21 protein-coding genes and 1 other RNA gene are annotated in these 19775 nt (G+C 61.6%); 7 read left to right on the top strand and 15 right to left on the bottom strand.

Translation table 11 applies throughout. From position 1 onward, the window contains the following. Positions 1-11: 11 nt before the first annotated feature. From NKH59_RS15500 to ssrS, 4 genes are all read right to left on the bottom strand, one after another. A complete protein-coding gene (locus tag NKH59_RS15500) occupies positions 12-776 on the bottom strand; it encodes a TerC family protein (RefSeq protein ID WP_352471227.1) in 765 nt (254 codons plus the stop codon). A 70-nt stretch (positions 777-846) separates the two neighbouring features. Further along, positions 847-1671, bottom strand: coding sequence for a TIGR00282 family metallophosphoesterase (locus NKH59_RS15495; protein ID WP_023678036.1), 825 nt, complete (start codon positions 1669-1671; stop codon positions 847-849). 81 nt (positions 1672-1752) lie between these two features. Beyond that, the gene (locus NKH59_RS15490) at positions 1753-2340 is read right to left on the bottom strand and encodes a 5-formyltetrahydrofolate cyclo-ligase (protein ID WP_352450855.1); all 588 of its coding nucleotides are present in this window, start codon (positions 2338-2340) and stop codon (positions 1753-1755) included. Positions 2341-2480: 140 nt separating this feature from the next. Beyond that, positions 2481-2636: non-coding RNA, 6S RNA (ssrS, locus tag NKH59_RS15485), on the bottom strand. Positions 2637-2812: 176 nt separating this feature from the next. Here ssrS and NKH59_RS15480 point away from each other — a divergent pair. The 7 genes from NKH59_RS15480 to msrB all read left to right on the top strand — a co-directional run bounded on the left by NKH59_RS15480 (position 2813) and on the right by msrB (position 7422). Then, positions 2813-3652 (top strand): AAA family ATPase, encoded by an 840-nt coding sequence (locus NKH59_RS15480; protein WP_353022303.1) that lies wholly within the window; start codon positions 2813-2815, stop codon positions 3650-3652. Positions 3653-3769: 117 nt separating this feature from the next. Next, a complete protein-coding gene (locus tag NKH59_RS15475; RefSeq protein WP_352745888.1) occupies positions 3770-4216 on the top strand; it encodes a GNAT family N-acetyltransferase in 447 nt (148 codons plus the stop codon). 61 nt (positions 4217-4277) lie between these two features. Further along, positions 4278-4472: a type II toxin-antitoxin system HicA family toxin gene (locus NKH59_RS15470; RefSeq protein ID WP_126104508.1), complete on the top strand. Its 195-nt coding sequence runs from the start codon at positions 4278-4280 to the stop codon at positions 4470-4472. 9 nt (positions 4473-4481) lie between these two features. Further along, a complete protein-coding gene (locus tag NKH59_RS15465; protein WP_254816428.1) occupies positions 4482-4886 on the top strand; it encodes a type II toxin-antitoxin system HicB family antitoxin in 405 nt (134 codons plus the stop codon). Positions 4887-4895: 9 nt separating this feature from the next. Continuing rightward, on the top strand, positions 4896-6086 hold the full coding sequence (locus tag NKH59_RS15460; protein ID WP_352540326.1) for a vWA domain-containing protein: 1191 nt from the start codon (positions 4896-4898) through the stop codon (positions 6084-6086). Beyond that, positions 6087-6908: an MBL fold metallo-hydrolase gene (locus NKH59_RS15455; RefSeq protein ID WP_352540327.1), complete on the top strand. Its 822-nt coding sequence runs from the start codon at positions 6087-6089 to the stop codon at positions 6906-6908. Positions 6909-7017: 109 nt separating this feature from the next. Further along, on the top strand, positions 7018-7422 hold the full coding sequence (gene msrB / locus NKH59_RS15450) for a peptide-methionine (R)-S-oxide reductase MsrB (protein ID WP_027152870.1): 405 nt from the start codon (positions 7018-7020) through the stop codon (positions 7420-7422). A 3-nt stretch (positions 7423-7425) separates the two neighbouring features. Here msrB and NKH59_RS15445 read toward each other — a convergent pair whose 3' ends face one another. From NKH59_RS15445 to NKH59_RS15395, 11 genes are all read right to left on the bottom strand, one after another. Next, positions 7426-7731 carry a hypothetical protein gene (locus tag NKH59_RS15445; protein WP_352613554.1) on the bottom strand — a complete coding sequence of 102 codons (306 nt, stop codon included), beginning with the start codon at positions 7729-7731 and terminating at the stop codon, positions 7426-7428. Between the two features lie 78 nt (positions 7732-7809). After that, positions 7810-8250 (bottom strand): hypothetical protein, encoded by a 441-nt coding sequence (locus NKH59_RS15440; RefSeq protein ID WP_352540328.1) that lies wholly within the window; start codon positions 8248-8250, stop codon positions 7810-7812. A 61-nt stretch (positions 8251-8311) separates the two neighbouring features. Beyond that, positions 8312-8572 (bottom strand): DUF2312 domain-containing protein, encoded by a 261-nt coding sequence (locus NKH59_RS15435; RefSeq protein WP_023719653.1) that lies wholly within the window; start codon positions 8570-8572, stop codon positions 8312-8314. A 161-nt stretch (positions 8573-8733) separates the two neighbouring features. Further along, positions 8734-12192, bottom strand: a complete 3459-nt coding sequence (gene pyc / locus NKH59_RS15430; protein ID WP_353022301.1) for a pyruvate carboxylase — start codon at positions 12190-12192, stop codon at positions 8734-8736. Positions 12193-12383: 191 nt separating this feature from the next. Next, on the bottom strand, positions 12384-13502 hold the full coding sequence (locus tag NKH59_RS15425; RefSeq protein WP_352471237.1) for a branched-chain amino acid ABC transporter substrate-binding protein: 1119 nt from the start codon (positions 13500-13502) through the stop codon (positions 12384-12386). 138 nt (positions 13503-13640) lie between these two features. Next, positions 13641-13988 carry a DUF6867 family protein gene (locus NKH59_RS15420; RefSeq protein ID WP_352471238.1) on the bottom strand — a complete coding sequence of 116 codons (348 nt, stop codon included), beginning with the start codon at positions 13986-13988 and terminating at the stop codon, positions 13641-13643. 19 nt (positions 13989-14007) lie between these two features. Then, positions 14008-14736, bottom strand: a complete 729-nt coding sequence (locus tag NKH59_RS15415; protein ID WP_352471239.1) for an ABC transporter ATP-binding protein — start codon at positions 14734-14736, stop codon at positions 14008-14010. Further along, positions 14736-15902: an ABC transporter ATP-binding protein gene (locus NKH59_RS15410; RefSeq protein WP_352540330.1), complete on the bottom strand. Its 1167-nt coding sequence runs from the start codon at positions 15900-15902 to the stop codon at positions 14736-14738. Before NKH59_RS15410 ends, NKH59_RS15415 begins: the two co-directional genes overlap by 1 nt. Continuing rightward, on the bottom strand, positions 15902-17530 hold the full coding sequence (livM, locus tag NKH59_RS15405) for a high-affinity branched-chain amino acid ABC transporter permease LivM (RefSeq protein WP_352471241.1): 1629 nt from the start codon (positions 17528-17530) through the stop codon (positions 15902-15904). Before livM ends, NKH59_RS15410 begins: the two co-directional genes overlap by 1 nt. A gap of 4 nt (positions 17531-17534) precedes the next feature. After that, positions 17535-18437 (bottom strand): branched-chain amino acid ABC transporter permease, encoded by a 903-nt coding sequence (locus tag NKH59_RS15400; protein WP_352454929.1) that lies wholly within the window; start codon positions 18435-18437, stop codon positions 17535-17537. 335 nt (positions 18438-18772) lie between these two features. Then, entirely contained in the window at positions 18773-19774 is a 1002-nt protein-coding gene (locus tag NKH59_RS15395; RefSeq protein ID WP_352540331.1) for a 4-hydroxyproline epimerase, read from the bottom strand. Between the last annotated feature and the right edge of the window lies 1 nt (position 19775).

Here is a 19775-nt window from a genome sequence, read left to right as displayed (position 1 = left end):
GTGGGCCATCCTCAGTGCCCGCCGCCTTTTGCCTTCTTCCGCCGCCGCGCCAGCATGTTGAGCCCTTCGACCAGTGCCGAAAAACCCATGGCGGCGTAGATGTAGCCTTTCGGCACGTGGTAACCCATGCCGTCGGCGATCAGCGTCGTGCCGATCATCAGCAGGAAGCCGAGGGCCAGCATGACGATGCTGGGGTTCCTGGCGATAAAGTCGGCCAGCGGCCCGGCCGCCAGCATCATCACGCTCACCGCCACGATCACCGCGATGTACATGATCGCGATTTCGTCGGTCATGCCGACGGCGGTGATGATCGAGTCGATCGAGAAGACGAGGTCGAGCAGCAATATCTGGAAAATCGCGCCGGCCAGCGAAAGCTGCAGCGTCTCGCCCATCATGGTGTCCTGGTGATCATCGAGATCAACCGTGTGGTGGATCTCCTTGGTCGCCTTCCAGACGAGAAACAGGCCGCCTGCGATCAGGATCAGGTCGCGCCATGAAAACCCGTGGCCGAAGGCGGTGAATATCGGCGTCGTCAGTTGGACGATGATCGAGATGGTGGCCAGCAGGATCAGCCGCATCACCAGCGCGGCGGATATGCCGAGCCGCCGGGCGCGGGCCCGCTGCGCTACCGGCAATTTGTTGGTCAAAATCGAGATGAAGATCAGATTGTCGATGCCGAGCACGACCTCCAGCACGACCAGAGTCAGCAGCGCGACCCATGCCGTCGGGTCGGAGACAAAGGCGAAATGCGGCGCCAGGAATTCGACTAGCTGCATGGAGGTCGTCCCCTCTACGATCTAGAGCAGTTTCGCCGGCAATTGGGTATTGCAAGCGTCCATATCAATGTCACGACCAGAAGGATGGCGCCGTTTCCTCCAGCCGCGGGCCGCGGCGAAACGGCGCGATCCGTTCGGTCAGGCCGCTACGGTCGGAAATGTCGACGCCGACGCCGCACAATGTCGCCGGTCCGGTCGACGCCTCGAAGCGGCCTTTCGGCACCTTGGACAAGAACCGGTTGAGCGGCTCCTCCTTGTCCATGCCGAGCGAGGAATCGTAATCGCCGCACATGCCGGCATCGGAAATATAACCGGTGCCGCCATTGAGGATCTGGTGATCGCCGGTCGGCTGATGCGTATGGGTGCCGACAACAAGGCTGGCACGGCCGTCGACGAAGTGGGCGAAACACATTTTTTCCGAGGTCGCCTCGGCATGGAAATCGATGACGATTGCATCGGCCTGCTCACCAAGTGGACAAGCGGCAAGTTCGCGCTCGCCGGCCTGGAACGGATCGTCGAGCTCGGGATGCATGAACACCCGGCCCATGATGTTGGCGACCAGCACGCGCGCGCCGTTCCTGGCGATGTAGACGCCTGAGCCGCGCCCCGGCGTACCCTTGGGGAAATTGGACGGACGCAGGAAGCGCTCTTCGCGCGGCGCGAAAATCAGCGCATCGCGCTGGTCCCAGACATGGTTGCCGGTGGTGACGACATCGGCGCCGGCCGAGATCGTCTCGCGAAAAATTTCCTCGGTGATGCCGAAGCCGCCGGCGGCGTTCTCGCCATTGACGATGACGAAGTCGAGCTTGAAATCCGAGATCAGGCCGGGCAGTTGTTCCCACACCGCCGTACGTCCTGTCTTGCCGACCATGTCGCCGAGGAAGAGAAGTCTCATATAAGCGTGATCCCGAACCGAAGGTCAGCGAAGCAAAAAGCTGCATGACTTTCGGAAAAGACCATGCGTCCAGGAACTTATCTACAATTTCGGCGCGAACCGGCGCAACCCGCTCTCGGTGAGTATTTCCGGAATGATCACGTCATGCGGCTCGTCCGGCACCAGGGCCACCTCCTGGCAGTCGAAGGCAATGCCGATCAGCCGCGGCTGCTGTCCCTTGTCGGCCAGCCGCGCGATCGCCCGGTCATAATAGCCGGCGCCGTAACCGATGCGGTGGCCGCGCGCATCGAAGGCGGCAAGCGGCACCAGCATCATTTGGGGATCGAGCACCTCGGCTTCCTCATGCGGCCCGACGGTGCCGAAGCCCATGTCGATCATCGGCGCGCCGCGCACCAGTTCGCGAAAAACGATGGTGGTCTTGTTGAGGATGGCCGGCAGGCAGAGCCTTGCCCCCTTTTCGCGCAAGGCAAACATCAGCGGCCGGACGTCGACTTCCGAGCGCATCGGCCAGAAGCCTGAGACGATCTGGGCCGGCTCGACGGTGATCCGGTCGCGCGCCGTCTCGGCCATTTCGAGTGCTGCCTCCACCCGCCAGAAAGGATCGAGCGCGTCGCGGCGCCCGAGGGCTTGGTTGCGGAGAGTTTTTTTCAGGTCTTTTGGGGATGTCATGCGCCGACGTTAGAAAAGATCAGATTTGGATGGAGTTTTACGAGCGACGTTTTGGAGGAGCGGGGCGAACTTTTCGTTCGTGAGAGCACCGCACAAAGCGGCGCGACGACAAGATCCGCCAGACATGGCCTTTTCGACAGTGACGATCCACACAACCGGTGGAGAGAGCGATCCCGGGAACCTACAAAGTAGGTGGGCGCCGTATGAGAAAACCCACGGGTCTTCCCAGGGACAGCTCCCTAGGGATCATTAAGGCCCCGGGGAAAATGTTCTCCTGCCGGGAAGCGCAGACCGTCTCCGCCAATATAGGCAGACGGCAGACCAAGCGCCAGAGAGACGACATGTTTCGAGTCTTAAATCGACGCAGAACCGCTCGACGAGGGTCGCGCCGGCAAGATCCCCGCTTTGCCAGCAGCGCCTTGCACAGCGAAGGCCGCCTCCTTAGGGTCGCGCGATGAACCCGGGAGCAAAAATGCGTTTTGAAGGCACGGCAGCCTATGTCGCCGACAAGGATCTGATGGTGGCGGTCAACGCGGCGATCGCGCTCGAGCGGCCGTTGCTGGTCAAGGGCGAGCCTGGTACCGGCAAGACCGAACTTGCCCGCCAGGTGGCGGCGGCGCTCGGCCTCGATCTGATCGAATGGCACGTCAAATCGACCACGCGGGCGCAGCAGGGCCTCTATGAATATGATGCCGTCTCGCGGCTGCGCGACAGCCAGCTCGGCGACGAGCGCTTCAACGACATCCGCAATTACATCAAGCGCGGCAAGCTGTGGGACGCCTTTGCTGCCGGCAAGAAAGTCGTGCTTCTGATCGACGAGATCGACAAGGCCGATATCGAGTTCCCCAACGATCTGTTGCAGGAACTGGATCGGATGGAGTTCTTCGTCTACGAGACCGGCGAGACCATCCGTGCCACCGTCCGGCCGATGGTCATCATCACCTCCAACAACGAAAAAGAGCTGCCGGACGCCTTCCTGCGCCGCTGCTTCTTCCACTACATCCGCTTTCCCGACGTCGAGACGCTGCACAAAATCGTCGACGTGCACTATCCCGGCATCAAGCAGAACCTGGTGCGCGCCGCACTCACGCAATTCTATGAAATCCGTGACGTGCCGGGCCTCAAGAAGAAGCCGTCGACCTCCGAGGCACTCGACTGGATCCGCCTGCTGGTCGCCGACGACATCGCGCCCGAGGACCTGCGCGCCGACCCGAAGAACGCGCTGCCCAAGCTGCACGGCGCCTTGCTGAAGAACGAACAGGACGTGCATCTGTTCGAGCGCCTGGCCTCCATGGCGAGACGGCAGGGATGAGGGGCCGGTCGGCCGGAAGCCCACGAAGTCACCGGACAGCGCTTTCCCGGTGCTGGACCGTTGCCTCTAGCCGGGCACGGAGGCAGCTTCAGGTTGCCGACTTCAGAGGGAAACGAAATGACCGAGATCACCATCCGCCCATTGGCGCAATCTGACCACGCCGATTGGCGGCGTCTTTGGACCGCCTATCTCACCTTCTACGAAACCAAGCTGCCGGAAGAGGTTTACTCCGTCACCTGGAAGCGGCTGTTCACGGCGGGCGAGTTCGAGCCGAAAGGCTTCATCGCCACCCTCGACGGCAAGGCCGTCGGCCTGACGCACTATCTCTACCATCGCTCCTGCTGGTCGCAGATAAACAACTGCTATCTGCAGGACCTGTTCGCCGACCCCGATGTACGCGGCAAGGGCGTCGGCGCCGCCCTGATCGAAGCGGTCAAGCAGGAAGCCGGCAAGATCGGCGTCAAGAACGTCTACTGGATGACCCACGAAACCAACACCACGGCACGCAAGCTCTACGACCACGTGGCGCGGCGGACCGGCTTCATCGAGTACGATCTGCTATGATGAAGCCAACGATTGAAATAATCACCTGTGCGCAATATATTGCGCATGATCAGGGGCGACAGTGCCGCTGATCGAGACCAACACGCGCAAGATTGTCACGAGGCTTTTACGTGACGGCTGGGTGAACGTAGGCGGCGGCAAACACGAGAAGTACGAGCATCCGGAAAGGCCGGAGATCATGATTATCGTGCCGCGGCATCGCGAACAATCTCTGGGTGTTGCGCGGTCGATCGCCCGGCTTGCTGGATGGATTTAAGGACGAATCATGACGCACTATGTCGGAATTCTTGACGGCGCAGATGAAGTCTGGGGAGTGCGGGTGCCTGATCTTCCCGGATGTCACGGCGGTGGCGCAAGTCCCGAAGAGGCGATAGCCGATGCGACTTCTGCCGTTCGCGAATGGGCAGAGACACGAATGGCGAAGAACTTGCCCTTGCCCGCGGCGCGCACTGTGGCAGATCTGCTCCGACTGGGCGAAGTCGATAGCGCTGCCGGTGAATCCGCCGTGATGATCCCTGTGCTGATCGATTCCGGACGGCCTGTCCGGGCCAATCTGTCGCTCGACGCAGGTCTTTTGGCGGCAATCGACGAAGAAGCGGGTCGGCGTGGTCTGACGCGTTCCGCCTTTATCGCCAGCGCCGCACGGGAGAAGATCGAGGGACACAGATAAAGTCGGACCATGTTCATCCCCTTCTTCCTCGAACTGAAGGCAGCGCGGGTTCCGGTCTCGCTCCGCGAATATCTGTCGCTGCTGGAGGGGCTGGAGGCCGGGCTGGTCGACTATGATGTCGAGGGCTTTTACTATCTCGCCCGCGCCGCTCTGGTGAAGGACGAGCGCCACATCGACCGCTTCGACCAGGTCTTTTCGCACATCTTCAAAGGTGTCGAGGCGCTGACTGACGAAGACGCGGTCGATGTCGCAAACATCCCGGAGGAATGGCTGCGGAGGCTCGCCGAAAAGCACCTGACCGACGAGGAGAAGAAGCTGATCGAGGCGCTGGGCGGCTTCGGAAAGCTGATGGAGACGCTGAAGAAGCGGTTGGAGGAGCAAAACGGCCGGCATCAGGGCGGTTCGAAATGGATCGGCACCGGCGGCACCTCGCCCTTCGGCGCCTATGGCTACAATCCCGAAGGCGTGCGCATCGGCCAGCACGAAAGCCGCAACCGCCGCGCGGTAAAAGTCTGGGACAAACGCGAGTTCAGGAATTTCGATGACGCCGTCGAACTCGGCACCCGCAACATCAAGGTCGCGCTGAAGCGCTTGCGCCGCTGGGTGCGCGAAGGCGCCGAACAGGAATTCGACCTGCCCGGCACCATCCACGCCACCGCCGAGCACGGTTATCTTGACGTTAAGACACAACCCGAACGTCGCAATGCCGTGAAGCTGCTGATGTTCTTCGATGTCGGCGGCTCGATGGACGACCATGTCAGGAGTGTCGAGGAGCTGTTTTCGGCCGCCCGCGCCGAGTTCCGCCAGCTCGAATATTTCTATTTCCACAACTGCCTCTACGAGGGCGTGTGGAAGGACAATCGCCGCCGCCATGCCGAGGTGATTCCGACCTTCGATCTCCTCCATAAATATGGCCCCGACTACAAGGTGATCGTCGTCGGCGACGCCTCGATGAGCCCCTATGAGATCGCTCAACCCGGCGGCTCGGTCGAGCATTGGAACAAGGAGGCCGGCGCCGTCTGGCTCGGCAGGCTGCTGCAGCAATGGCCGAACGCCATTTGGCTCAATCCGGAAGACGCGAAGAACTGGGGTTTTACCCATTCGATTGCCATGATCCGCGATATTTTTGGCGGCCGCATGTTTCCGCTGACGCTCGCCGGCCTCGAAGCCGCGACGAAGCAACTTTCAAGGAAGCACTGAATGGATCCACGCAAAACAGGACGGTCGACCTGTTTCCTTTGCCTGCAATGCGGTGTCCAGTTCGCGGCGACAGCGACGCCGCCGCGACATTGCCCGATCTGCGAGGACGAGCGGCAATATGTGCGCTGGGAGGGTCAGGCCTGGACCACGCCGGAAGAGCTCGCCGCCGGGCATCGGGTCGTGATCAAGGATGATGCCGGCGTGCTCGCCTTCGGCATCGAGCCGCGCTTCGCTATCGGCCAGCGCGCATTGCTGGCGCAAACGCCGCACGGCAATGTGCTGTGGGACTGCATCTCGATGGTCAGCGACGTGGCGGTGGCCGAGATCAACCGCCGGGGCGGCCTGGCCGCCATCGCCATTTCGCACTGCCATTATTATTCGGCAATGGTCGAATGGAGCGCGGCGTTTGGCGGCGTGCCGATTTATCTGCACGCCGATGATCGTCATTGGATCATGCGGCCGCATCCGGCAATCATCAGTTGGGAAGGCGAGATGCGCGCCATAACCCCGTCTCTGACGCTCATCCGCTGCGGCGGCCACTTTGCCGGTGGCCAGGTGCTGCACTGGAAGCGCGACGGCGGCAATGCCATCCTGGCCGGCGACATCCTGCAGGTGACGCCGACCCGCCGTCATGTAAGCTTCATGTACAGCTATCCGAACTATATCCCGCTCAACGCGACGAAAGTGCACGGCATCAAGGCCGCGCTGGAGCCTTTCGCGTTCGACCATATCTACGGCGCATGGTGGAACCAGAACGTCATCGGAGACGCAAAGGCGGCATTTTCAGCATCGGTTGCGCGCTATCTCGCCGCCATCGCCTGAGGGATTCTTCGCGGCAGGATAGGAAATACGAGCAAACGCCGTAACAAATGCCTATTTCAGACGAAGTTGCGAAGGCAACCCAAATAGCGACATAAGCTAAGAGGAAAAAATGGACAGCCACACCTACCCCGTTACCCGCACCGATGCCGAATGGCGCGCCCGGCTGACGCCCGAGCAATATGCGGTGATGCGCAACCACGGCACCGAGCGGCCGGGAAGCTGCGCCCTGCTGCACGAGAAGCGCGCCGGCACCTTCTCCTGCGTCGGCTGCGACCAGCCCTTGTTTGAATCCAAGCTGAAATTCGAGAGCGGCACCGGCTGGCCGAGCTTCAACGACCCAGTGCCGGGTTCGGTCGAGACCACCGTCGACCGCAGCTACGGCATGGTCCGCACCGAATGCCATTGCGCCCGCTGCGGCAGCCATCTCGGCCACGTCTTCGAGGACGGCCCGCCGCCGACGGGTCTGCGCTATTGCATCAACGGCGTGGCGCTCAAATTCGAGCCGGCCGCCTGATCGTCAGGCCACAACCACCAGGATCAGCCACAACGTGGCGCCAAGCGTCATCAGCGAGGCCATGACGCCACTCGATTTTCCGGCAGTTCGCCAAACGGCAAAGGTCAGGAAGATATTGTAGGGCACCGGCGCGAAATGCACCGCCAGGACGAGCGCAAGCGGCAGCTTCAATCCTAGCAGAATGAGCGCCCCCACCGACGACGCGACGTTGATCGCTGTGCCGACAACGACCAGGTCGCGCCAGAACAGCCGATCGAGCGGCACGCCGCCGAACCAGCGTGAGCGGAAGAAGGCGGCAACGCGCGACATGATCGTCATCGATCGATCGGCTCCCTGGCTGCTCACCAGAGCAACCCTTCCACAAGGATTGCGTCTGGAAACCCTGCTTTATTCCTGACCCAGAACTTCGGCAATCGCGCGCTCGAAACGTGAGGCTTCCGTCACCAGCCAGTCGGTCATCGCCGGCCAATTGTCCTCGGCAAAACAATTCACCCGCCACATCGAATTAATGCCGAGGCCGTCGCAACTTTGTTCTGGCCTGAGCTTCAGCCTGTCTTCGATGGCCGGCTGGAACGGCTTCAACCGCGACCAGGCTTGCGTGGCACCGAACTTCTCGTTGCGGCCGAAGAAGACGCCGACATGATTGTGCGCAGGCGCGACGTACATCGAAAGAACCAATGCGAAATCGGGCAGCCCACGCTGCCAGAACCACGGCCCGCGCTTTGCCCGGCGGACCCGTTCCTCGGGATGCCGCTCTGCGAAAAGGGTCCAGAAGCCGCGCTGCCGGAATTCCGTGGCGCGGTGGGCGCCGAAGTCGAATTCACTCATGGCTGGATTCCATGGTCAGAACCGCTTCTCCCGCGATCGTCTCCGGCGCCGAGGCCGGCCTTTACACCATGCCGAGCGCAGCCTTGTACAGATCGAGGATGGATTCCTCTTCCTGCCGCTCGGCCTGGTCCTTCTTGCGCAGCCGGATGATCGACCGCATCGCCTTGGTGTCGAAGCCAGTGCCCTTGGCCTCGGCGAACACTTCCTTGATGTCGTCGGCAATCGTCTTCTTCTCTTCCTCGAGCCGCTCGATTCGTTCGATGAAGGCGCGCAGCTGGCCGGCGGCAACAGTCTGGCTGGTCTCGGTGATGTCGTCGGCCATATTCTTCTCTCCGCGTCGTTTCTCGCCGCGACTCGGGGTGACCCGAGCGGCGAATTGCAGCGGTTCGATGCCCGACCGGGCGCGGCGGGTCAAGGTACTATCGATGCGGCATGAAGGGCTGCTGCCAGGCGCCGACAAGGCCCTATCGATGCCGGCCTGTTTCACCCGAACGCGATCAGCAGATCCTTGGCATCGATCTGGTCGCCGGCCTTGACCAGCACCTCGGCTATGGTGCCGTCGCGTTCGGCATGCAACGCCGTTTCCATCTTCATCGCTTCGATCGACAGCAGCACGTCGCCGGCCTTCACAGCCTGGCCGGCAGCGACCGCAAGCGCCGAGACGACGCCAGGCATCGGCGCGCCGACATGCGCCTCATTGCCCGGCTCCGCCTTGCGCCGTGCCTTGGCAGCGGACGCGCCATGCGCCCGGTCCGGCACCTTCACCCGGCGCGGCTGCCCGTTGAGCTCGAAGAACACGGTGACCATGCCCTTTTCGTCGACATCGCCGATGGCAAGGCAGCGCACCACCAGCGTCTTGCCTTTTTCGATGTCGACGAAAATCTCGTCTTCCGGCTTCATGCCGTAGAAATAGGTCGGCGTCGGCAGCACGCTGACCGGCCCGTAGGTCTCCTGCGCGGCGGCAAAATCGGAAAACACCTTCGGATACATCAGCCACGACGCGAACTCGAACCCGCTGAGCTTGCGCTCGAGCTTTTCCTCGACCTCCGCGCGACTGGCCTTGAGGTCCGCCGGTTTGAGCAGCGAACCCGGCCGCACCGTGATCGGCTTTTCGCCCTTCAGCACCTTCTTCTGCAATGGCTTTGGCCAGCCGCCCGGCGACTGGCCGAGATCGCCGCGCAACATCGACACCACCGAATCCGGGAAGGCGATGTCCCTCGCCGGATTCTCGACGTCGGCGACGGTCAGGTCCTGGCTCATCATCATCAGCGCCATGTCGCCGACGACCTTGGACGACGGCGTCACCTTGACGATGTCGCCGAACATCAGATTGACGTCGTGATAGGTCTGCGCCACTTCGTGCCAGCGTGTCTCCAGCCCGAGCGAGCGCGCCTGTTCCTTGAGGTTGGTGAACTGACCGCCCGGCATTTCGTGCAGATAGACCTCCGATGCCGGCCCCTTCAGGTCGCTTTCGAAGGCTGAATACTGGTTGCGCACCGCCTCCCAGTAGAACGAGATATTCCTGATCCACTGCGGGTCGAGGCCCGGATCGCGCTCGGTGCCCTTCAGCGCCTCCACGATCGAACCCAGGCACGGCTGCGAGGTGTTGCCCGATAGCGAATCCATCGCCGCGTCGATGGCGTCGACGCCGCTCTCCACCGCCGCCAGCACGGTTGCCGCCGACAGGCCGGATGTGTCGTGGGTGTGGAAGTGGATCGGCAGGTCCGTCGCCTCGCGCAGTGCCTTGAACAGCGCGCGGGCAGCGCTCGGCTTTAGAAGCCCAGCCATGTCCTTGACGGCGATGATATGGGCGCCTGCCGCCTGCAATTCCCTGGCCAGGCCGACATAGTATTTCAGATCGTATTTGGCCCGCGCCGGATCGAGTATGTCGCCGGTATAACAGATCGCCGCTTCGATCAGTCTGCCCTCGGCGCCGACCGCATCCATGGCCACGCGCATGTTCTCGACCCAGTTCAGGCAGTCGAAGACCCGGAACAGGTCGATGCCGCCGGCAGCGGCCTGGCGGACGAAATGCTGGACGACATTGTCGGGATAGTTGGTATAGCCGACGCCGTTGGCACCGCGCAGGAGCATCTGCAGCAGAAGGTTGGGTGCTGCCTCGCGCACCAGCGACAGCCGCTCCCATGGGTCTTCGGTGAGAAAGCGCATGGCGACGTCGAATGTGGCGCCGCCCCAGCATTCGAGCGATAAAAGCTGCGGCAGAGCACGCGCATAGGTGCCGGCAATTCCGGCAATGTCATAGGTGCGCACACGCGTCGCGAGCAAGGATTGATGCCCGTCGCGCATTGTCGTGTCGGTGACCAGCACCTCTGTTTGCTCGCGCATCCACGCGGCGAATTTCTCCGGCCCGAGCACGTCGAGCTTCTGCTTGCTGCCTTGAGGCACATTGCCGTTGAGATATGGCACCACCGGTGGTGCCGCATCGGCCTTTGGCTGCGGCCGGCCGCGCGTCTCGGGATGACCATTGACCGAAACGTCGGCAAGGTAGTTGAGCAGCTTGGTCGCGCGGTCCTGCCGCTTCACACTGGCGAACAGTTCCGGCGTCGTGTCGATGAACTTGGTGGTGTAGGAATTGTCGGCGAAGCTCGGGTGATTGATGATCGCCTCGAGGAACGTGAGGTTGGTCGCCACGCCGCGGATGCGGAATTCGCGCAGCGCCCGGTTCATGCGGGCGATGGTCTCGGCCGGCGTCGGCGCCCACGCCGTTACCTTTTCCAGCAGCGGATCGTAGAAGCGGGTGATGACCGCGCCCGAATAGGCGGTGCCGCCATCAAGGCGGATACCGAAGCCGGTGGCACCGCGATAGGCGGTGATGCGGCCATAGTCGGGGATGAAATTATGCTCGGGATCTTCCGTGGTGATGCGGCACTGCAGCGCGTGGCCGTTGAGCCTGATGTCCTTCTGCGCCGGAACGCCCGATTCCGCCGTGCCGATGGCAAAGCCGTCGAGGATATGGATCTGCGCCTTGACGATGTCGATGCCGGTCACCTGTTCGGTGACCGTGTGCTCGACCTGGATACGCGGATTGACCTCGATGAAGTAGAATTTTCCGGTATCGGCATCCTGCAGGAACTCGACCGTGCCGGCGCCGATATAGCTGGTTTCGCGCGCGATCCTCAGCGCGTAGCCGCAAAGCTCCTCGCGCTGTGACATTTCGAGGTAGGGCGCCGGCGCCCGCTCGACCACTTTCTGGTTGCGGCGCTGGATCGAACAATCGCGCTCGAACAGGTGCACGGCGTTGCCATGAGTGTCGCCCAGCACCTGCACCTCGACATGGCGTGCGCGCTCGATCAGCTTTTCGAGATAGACCTCGTCCTTGCCGAAAGCCGCCTTCGCCTCACGCTTGCCTTCCATGACCTCGCGCGCGAGATCGGCCTCGGAGCGGATGGCGCGCATGCCGCGGCCGCCGCCGCCCCAGGATGCCTTGAGCATCACCGGGTAGCCGATCGTCTTGGCGAGTTCCTTTACCGCCTCCATGTCGTCCGGCAAGGGATCGGTGGCGGGAATTACCGGCACGCCGACTTCGATCGCGAGGTTGCGAGCGGCGACCTTGTTGCCTAGCCTGCGCATCGTATCCGGCTTTGGCCCGATGAAGATGATGCCGGCTGTGGCGCAGGCCTCGGCGAATTCCGGGCTTTCCGACAGCAGGCCGTAGCCTGGATGGATGGCATCGGCGCCCGATAGCCTGGCGACGCGGATAACCTCCTCGATCGACAGATAGCTTTCTATCGGCCCCATGTCCCTGGCCAAATGCGGCCCGCGCCCGACCTGGTAGCTTTCGTCGGCCTTGAAGCGATGCAGGGAGTATTTGTCCTCCTCTGCCCAGATCGCCACGGTTTTGAGGCCGAGCTCATTGGCCGCGCGGAAGACGCGGATGGCTATTTCGGAGCGGTTGGCGACAAGGATCTTCGAGATTGCCAAGGACAGGGCTCCGGACGCGGGAAAGGGAACTGCTGGACATGATTAGCGCGAAAATGCTGCAGTGCAAACAAAAATGGAGACGTCGGCTAAACCGATTTAAATCCTTGCGGCTATGCGATGAAGCAAAAGACAAATGAAAAATGCCCGGCGCGAGGCGCCGGGCATTTTTTGGGCTGCAGGCGTTTGCCGGCTTATTGTTCGAAGTAGGTGTACTTGCCGTCGTCACCCTTCTTCCAAGTGTAGATGACGTAGTCGGGACGGGTGATGTCGCCCTTTGCGTCATAGCCGATGTCGCCGATGGCGGTCTTCCACGGGCCACTCTTCTTGATCTCTTCCGCAACCTTCTGCGCGTCGTCGGAAGAGCCGACCTTGTTGGCGGCGGCGGCGACGATCTGCAGCGCGGCGTAGGAGTAGAGCGTATAGGCTTCAGGCTCGAAACCGGCGGCGCGGAACTTCTCCACGAGTTCCTTGGCGTTCGGGTTCTTGCGCGGATCGGGAGCGAACGTCATCAGCGTGCCGTCGACGGCATCGCCGGCGATGGAGGCCAATTCGTTCGACACGATGCCGTCGCCGGACATGAACTGGGCCTTGAGACCCTGATCGGCGAGCTGGCGCATAATCAGGCCGGCCTCGGTGTGCAGGCCGCCATAGTAGACGACGTTGACGCCGGCATCCTTCATCTTGGCGATCAACGCCGAGAAGTCCTTGTCGCCGACATTGATGCCCTCATACATGGCTTCGGTCACGCCATCAGCATTGAGTGCCTTCTTGGTTTCGTCGGCGAGACCCTGGCCGTAAGGCGTCTTGTCGTGGACGACGGCGATCTTGCCGTCCTTAAAGTGCGCGGCGAGGTAGTCGCCGGCAACCTTGCCCTGCTGATCGTCGCGTCCGCAGGTACGGAACGTGTTCCACAGGCCCCGCTCGGTCAGCTTCGGGTTGGTCGCGGAAGGCGTGATGACGAGAATGCCGTTCTCGGCATAGACCTCTGACGCCGGAATGGTGACGCCCGAATTGAAGTGGCCGACGACATATTTGACGCCATCGGCGACAAACTTGTTGGCGACCGAGATGCCCTGCTTCGGATCCGACACGTCGTCGCCGACCTCGATCTTGATCTGCTCGCCGTTAATGCCGCCAGCCGCGTTGATATCGGCGGCAGCCTGTTCGGCGCCCTTCTGCAACTGCGCGCCGAATGCTGCGTTCGGGCCAGTGATCGGACCGGCAACGCCGATCAGGATGTCAGCCCACGCGCTGCCGCTGAACGCGACAAGCGCGGTCAGGGCGACGGCGGACAAAAGTGACTTTTTCATTGAAACGCTCCCATTTACCGAGTGGGCGTGGATGTTGCTTTCATGCGATGCCCACTCTTGCTCGCAGAAAGAGTACTTTGCCGATTTTCAGGCACTTGTCACGCCGATTCATCCCTGAAGCGCCGTTAATGATAAATGTCAACCTTTTGGTTTCCAGCTCAAAAGAGAGGCTCTTTCGTAAAGCCAATTATACTGCGTTACCATCTGGTTGGTGCGCGTGTATTGGTAGCCAATGAAGCCCAATATCATCAGCACGATGGTGTCGACCACGTAGTAATGCAGCGAAAACATCGTTCCGCCGAACAGCGCATGATGGATGAATCTTACGCCGATGCCGAGCCCCAGCATGTAGGCGAACAACTGGGCGAAGCTGCGCCACGTCTGCGCACATGCCTTGCCCGTCATCCACGCCGCCCAGCCGCCGAGCAGGCAGGTGACGAAGAAGAACTGCCAGATCGAGGGTTCCTCATAGACAATGCCCTGCATGATTGATGTCTCCTGAAACTCAGTGATGGCCGCCTTCGAGATAGGCGGCGCGCACCTCCGGATTGGCGAGCAACTCCTTGCCGGTGCCGCTCATCGTCACGTTGCCGTTGACCATGACATAGCCGCGCGTGGCGAGCTTCAGAGCGCCGAAGGCGTTTTGCTCGACCAGGAACACGGTCAGTCCCTGCGTGCGGTTCAGCTCCCGGATAGCGTCGAATATCTGCTTGACGATCAGCGGCGCCAGGCCAAGCGACGGCTCGTCGAGCAAAAGCAGCTTCGGCCGCGCCATCAGCGCGCGCCCGATCGACAGCATCTGCTGCTCGCCGCCGGACAGCGTGCCACCACGCTGGGCAATGCGTTCCTTCAGGCGTGGAAACAGCGTGAACACCTTCTCGACGTCCTCGTCATAATGCTCGAGGTTGTCGAGGCTGGCGCCCATTTGCAGGTTTTCCATCACCGTCATGCGCGGGAAAATGCGGCGCCCTTCCGGCGACTGGGCGATGCGCATGCGCGCGATCTCGTGGGTCGGCATCTGGGTGATGTCGGTACCGGCGAATGTGATGGTACCCGCGCGGGCGCGGGGAGCACCGAAGATGGTCATCATCAGCGTCGACTTGCCGGCGCCGTTGGCACCGATCAGCGCTACGATCTCACCTTGCTTGACCGTGACATCGACGCCGTTCAGCGCCCTGATGTTGCCGTAGTAGGTCTGGACGCCCTTGATATCGAGCAGCGTTGTGCCGGCCATTATTTCCGCCCCCCACGCCGATTAGAGGTGCCGGGAGTTTTTGACTTCACCGGAGCCTTGGAGGCCGGCTTTGCAGTGGAAGATTTTGCGGCAGAAGATTTCGCGGCCGATTTGGCTTTGGCCGGCGATCCGGACTTTGCCGCGGCGCTCGACCTTGCATCGATCTGCCCGGCTTTCGAAGCGCCCTTTGACACGGTGACGCGTTCGCCCTCGCTGTGGCCAACCGTGTCGGCAACCGGTCCGGCGAGATACGAAGACGATGTGCCTGGGCCGTGGGCCGCATCCGGACCCGTATCCAATTGCTCGATGACGTCTTCGTCGCCGACTTCGGTCAGCACCGTCTCGACGTCCTCGTCTTCGACGCCGAGGTAGGCAGCGATGACGCGCGGGTCGGTCCGCACCGATTGCGGGTTGCCGTCGGAGATCTTGCGCCCGTATTCGAGCACGACGACATGGTCTGAAATCTGCATAACCACCGCCATATCGTGTTCGATCAAAAGGATCGACGTGCCGGTGTTGTCCTTGATGTCCATCAGCAGTGCATTGAGCGCCGCCGATTCCTTCGGATTAAGGCCGGCGGCCGGCTCGTCGAGGCACAGAAGCTCAGGGCCGGTGCACATGGCGCGAGCAATTTCGAGCCGTCGCTGCGCGCCATAGGGCAGATCGCCGGCAGGATCGTCGGCGCGGTCGACGAGATCGGCCTTTTCCAGCCAGTGCTCGGCCAGTTCAACCGATTCCGCCGAAGCCTGTCTGTATCCGCTATAACCGAACAGGCCGAGAATGGTATAGCCGGACGCCTTCATCAGCTTGTTGTGCTGGGCCACCAGCAGGTTCTCCAGCAGCGTCATGCCCGAGAACAGGCGGATGTTCTGGAAGGTGCGCGCCACCTTGGCCCGCGCCGGGATTTCATGGTTCGGCAAACGTTCGAGCAGGAAGGTCGAGCCGTCGCGCCGATTGAGCGTGATCATGCCTTCCGACGGTTTGTAGAAACCGGTGATGCAATTGAACACGGTGGTCTTGCCGGCGCCGTTGGGACCGATCAGCGCGGTGATCTCGCCGCGTTTGGCCTGGAACGACAGGTCGCCGATGGCGACGAGACCGCCGAACTTCATCGACAAATGATCGACCTGCAGGATGGCATCGTTCACGGAGGGGCTCGCGTTCATCAGCCGTGTCCCTCCTTGGTGAAGGACCCCGACACCGCCCTGCGCACCTTGAGGAAGGCTGTCGGCTCGCGGCTGCCGACGAAGCCGCGCGGCTTCCACAGCATGACGATGACCATGGCCATGCCGAACAACAGCATGCGATAAAGCTCCGGCGTGAAGTCGGGGCCGAACCCGGGTATAACCTTGATGTTGCCCCAACTCAGGCCGGTCTTGAGGAAATCCAGTTCGCGCAGGATTTCGGTGCCGCCGATCATCACCATCGCGGCGACGGCAATGCCGACCAGCGAGCCCATGCCGCCAAGCACGACGATGGCAAGGATGATCGCGGATTCCAGGAAGACGAAGGATTCCGGGCTGACGAAGCCTTGCCGCGCGGCAAAGAACGAGCCGGCGAAGCCGCCAAACATCGCGCCCGTGGCAAAGGCCGTGAGCTTGGTGGTGGTGGTGTTGATACCGAGCGAGCGGCAGGCGATCTCGTCCTCGCGCAGCGCTTCCCAGGCGCGGCCGACCGGCAGACGCCTGAGCCTCACGGTGACGAAGGCCGTCAGCAGACAGAGCCCAAGGATCAAATAGTAGAGGAATATCTTGTAGTAGGCACCCGATTGGGCGATGCCGAGCACCTTCGAGATGTAGTTCGGATCGGAGACGTTGAACGACATCAGGCCGAAGAAAGACACCTTCGGGATGCCGGAAATGCCGGCCGAGCCGTTGGTCACCTCGCGCCAGTTGATGATCACCAGCCTTATGATTTCGCCGAAGGCGAGCGTCACGATCGCCAGATAGTCACCGCGCAGGCGCAGCACCGGGAAGCCGAGCATCACGCCCCAGAACGCAGCCATCAGGCCAGCGGCGGGCAGCAGGATCCAGAAGGAGAGGCCGAAATGCGTGCCGAGCAGCGCATAGGCGTAGGCACCGACGGCGTAGAAGGCGACATAGCCGAGATCGAGCAAGCCGGCCAAGCCGATAACGATATTCAGCCCCCAAGCCAGCATCACGTAGATCAGGATCTGGATGCCGTAATTGTCGACATATTTCAGCGAGCCCTGGAAACCGGCGGCCATCGACCCGGCATATAGAGCCAGCACCAACACCACGATAATCGGGTAGAGCGCCAGTGCGGTTATGCCCAATGCCGAGAAATGAGCGTGAATGAAGGCCCGGAACCGATATATCAGCCAAGCCAGCGCATAGATGATTGCGAGCGCCCGCAGGAACCGCACAAAATCGGAAAGTTCCGGCCCTAAGGCCTCGGTCAGAAAGCCGCTGAGCGCGAGCAGAATAACGGCGACGGCGAGCGCCACGATGAACGCGGGAAGGCGGAAGAATCGCGAAGCCAGGCTGACCGGCAGCAGGCCGGTGGCGACGTCGACGATCTTCTGGTTCGCCAGGAAGGGCTGGCCATAGGCGACATAGAGGAAGCGTCCTGCCATGGTGGCGATCACGACGCCGGCGAGCAAGCCCCAGCGTTGCACCAGGATCAGTTCGTTGGAGATATTCTGGTCGGTTTTCAGGCCGATGAACAGCACGAACAGGCCAAGCGAGATGGCGCCGGCATAGAGCGCTTCGCGAAAAGCGCGCTGGACCGGGGTGGCAACGACGGTGCTTTCCGGAGACACGGTAACCGCCATGATCTCAGACCTTTTCGACTTCTGGCCGGCCGAGAATGCCGGAAGGCAGGAAGATCAGCACGATCGCCAGGATGGAGAAGGCGGCGACGTCCTTGTAGTCGATCGAGAAATAAGCCGACCACATGCTTTCGATGAAGCCAATCATCAGCCCGCCGAGCACGGCGCCGGGCAGTGAGCCGATGCCGCCGAGCACCGCGGCAGTAAACGCCTTCACACCGGGCGTAAAGCCGTCGGAAAACACCACAACGCCGTAATACATCAGGAACAACGTGCCGGCGACGGCGGCAAGGGCGGCGCCCATGATGAAGGTGATCGAGATGGTGCGATCGACGTCGACGCCGAGCAGTGCGGCCATCTTGCGATCCTGCTCGCAGGCGCGCTGTGCCCGGCCGAGCGAGGTCTTGTTGACCAGGTACCAGAACAGCGCCAGCAGGACTATGGTGACCAGGACGATGATGATCTGCTTCAGCGAGACGCTGATGCCTTCGATGTTGTAGACCTTGGACACCATTGGCGGGACCGGCTTGTTGCGCGGCCCTTGCGTCACCTGGACGAAATTGGACAGCGCAATCGACATGCCAATCGCGGTGATCAGCGGCGCCAGCCGGAATGAACCGCGCAAAGGCCGGTAGGCCACCTTCTCGATCGTCCAGTTATACAGGCTGGTCAGCAGCATCGCGACGATCATCATGATCAGCAGCGCAACGACGATCGGCAGCGAATAGAACAATGCACCGAGGATAAGGAAAACGATGAGCGCGGTGAAAGCGCCGATCATGAAAATGTCGCCATGGGCGAAATTTATCATGCCGATGATGCCGTAGACCATCGTATAGCCGATCGCTATCAGCCCATAGATCGATCCCAGCGTCAGCCCGTTGATAAGCTGCTGGACAAAATACTGCATGCTGTCGTGGCTCCCCTGGAATGTCGCCCATGCAGACGCATTCCTTTTCGTATTTTCCCTAGTCGTAAAGTTTCGAGCCCGGATTGCAACGTGATTTTTCGATCATTACGCGTGTTTTCGCCGCACGTCGTCCGATTGCCCGTTTTGTTCCCGTCCGCCCCCTGGACCATCGCGGACCCTACCATTGGCCTAACGCAATGTCTTTGACGATTCAATCGCAGCATGCGACCCATTTCGAAGAAATCGCCGTCAAAATAAGTTGATGAGCGGGATCGTTGCGCCGTCGAAGGCAATCCGTTTGCGCTCTCTTTCTTTCGCTTGCGTCAGCGTTTTCTCTATTTGACGACGAAGCCGTGCGCGAACGGGTCGCGGTCGTCGATGAAGATCGTGTTCAATCCGGTCATCCGCGCCCACCCGCCGATCGACGGAATGATTGCCGGCTTGCCGGCGACGGTGACCTCTTTCTCGACCCTGCCCTTGAACAGCGACCCGATGATCGATTCGTGGACGAAGTCGTCGCCGACCCCAAGCTTGCCCTTGGCGTGAAGCTGCGCCATGCGCGCCGAGGTGCCGGTGCCGCAGGGCGAACGGTCGATTGCCTTGTCGCCGTAGAAGACGGCGTTGCGGGCATCGGCTTGCGGGTTGGTCGGCGCGCCGGTCCACAATATGTGCGACAGCGTATTGATGCCGGGATTCTCCGGATGCACGAAGGTATATTTTTCGTTGAGCCGCTGCCGCACCACCGGGCTCCAGGCGATCAGTTCGCCGGCCGAATGGTCGGCCATGTCGCGATAGGTCTTTTGCGGTTCGACGATGGCGTAGAAATTGCCGCCATAGGCGACATCGACGCTGATCTCGCCGAGCCCGGGGCATTCGACCGTCAGTGCCTCGGCATGGAGGAAGGAAGGCACATTGGTGATGCGCACCTCCTCGACATAGTCGCCGACTTGGCTGTACTCGGCTACGACCACGCCCGCCGGCGTATCCAGCCTGAGCACGCCCGGTGTCTTCGGCTTGATCAGCCCATGCTCGACGGCAAAAGTTACCGTCCCGATGGTGCCGTGGCCGCACATCGGCAAGCAGCCCGAGGTTTCGATGAACAGGATGGCGATGTCGCAATCTTCACGCGTCGGCGGATAGAGGATCGAGCCGGACATCACGTCATGGCCGCGCGGCTCGAACATCAGCCCGGTGCGGATCCAGTCATATTCGGCCAGGAAATGCGCTCGCCGCTCCATCATCGTCGAGCCCTTGAGCAAAGGCCCGCCGCCGGCGACCAGCCGCACCGGATTGCCGCAGGTGTGGCCGTCTATGCAGAAGAAGGAATTCTTGGCCATG

The sequence above is a fragment of the Mesorhizobium sp. M0998 genome (assembly GCF_040318885.1).
GTDB lineage: Bacteria > Pseudomonadota > Alphaproteobacteria > Rhizobiales > Rhizobiaceae > Mesorhizobium.
This window is presented reverse-complemented; position numbering and strand designations above follow the sequence as displayed.